This window comes from uncultured Amaricoccus sp. (genome assembly GCF_937858865.1).
Taxonomy (GTDB): domain Bacteria; phylum Pseudomonadota; class Alphaproteobacteria; order Rhodobacterales; family Rhodobacteraceae; genus Amaricoccus.
Map to the genome: position 1 here is coordinate 1 of NZ_CALLYO010000214.1, position 1,173 is coordinate 1,173.

At 69.7% G+C, this 1,173-nt stretch carries 2 protein-coding genes; one reads left to right on the plus strand and one right to left on the minus strand.

Going from position 1 to position 1,173, the window contains the following annotated elements; translation table 11 throughout:
- The coding region (locus Q0112_RS05800) for a helix-turn-helix domain-containing protein (protein ID WP_297972674.1) at positions 1–382 on the plus strand (382 nt) is incomplete at its 5' end.
- Between the two features lie 212 nt (positions 383–594).
- Here the strand turns inward: Q0112_RS05800 and Q0112_RS05805 are convergent.
- On the minus strand, positions 595–1,173 hold a 579-nt coding region (locus tag Q0112_RS05805), incomplete at its 5' end, for an FAD-dependent monooxygenase (protein WP_297972677.1).

Sequence of the window (1,173 nt, forward strand, 5' to 3'; positions counted from 1 at the left end):
CTACGAGCAGATCGGCCTGCTGCCGCGGCCCGACCGCTCGGAGGGCAACCAGCGGCTCTACACCCGCGCCGACATCGACCGGCTCGCCTTCATCCGGCACGCCCGCGACCTCGGCTTCTCGATAGAGGCGATCCGCGATCTGCTGCACATGGCCGACCGGCCGGACATGCCCTGCGACGAGGTCGACGCCATCGCTTTGCGTCATCTCGAAGACGTCAAGGCACGGATCGCGCGTCTGCAGTCCCTGCAGGCCGAACTCGAGTGCATGCTCCGGCAATGCGCGGGCGGGGTGGTATCGGATTGCCGCGTGATCGAGGTGCTGGGCGACCACAGCCAGTGCGTGGCGGAGCGGCATCCGCGTGCGGAGAGCGCGATGGCGTGACAACGGCGGGCCGATTCGCCCCGCGCGCGGAACGACCTGTCACGCAGCGATAGCCAGTCCCGGAGCTCGCTCGTCGGATCCGCCAGCGTGTCAAGCCGCGCGTCCCTCTGCGGTCACGTGCGGCAACGCGGGAAGCCTTGCGAGATACCCCTTCACCAGGCCGCAGGCGGCGACACAGGTGCAGGCGATACTCTTCATCCGAGTTCGAGCGCTCATCTGCTCTCTCCTTGGTCCTGAAAATGCTTGCCTTGGACTACCAGCCGTGGCGCCTGCTCCCCCGAGGGTGCCACTGGCTCGGGTCGGTTCACCTGCTCCCGCGCGAAGCCCGCCAGCGAGGCGTAGCCGCGCACGATCGCCTGCCGTTCCGCATAGCTGGCGACGGCGTCGATATCCTCGAACCCGTCCGGCGCCCGGGCTTCGACCAGATCGATCACGCCCTCCGGGCCGCCCTTGCGGTTCGACTGGACGATGGCGGCGGTGGGCGGACGGCGTTCTGCGTCGTAGGCCGCCAGCGCCTCGGCGGCCGGCATCCCGGAGGAGAGGTGCCGGGCCAGCGCCGTGGCGTCGAGGACCGCCTGACCGGCACCGTTCGAACCCATCGGATACATCGGGTGCGCGGCGTCGCCGAGCAGGCTCACCCGGCCCAACGACCACTGGGGCAGGGGGTCGCGGTTGCAGTTCGGGTATTCGAGGACCGATCCGGTGGCCTCGATCAGCGCCGCCGCGCCCACGAAGCCGAGGTCGAATCTGTCGCTGACGAAAGACAGCACCTCATCCAGGCGGCCCGGGCG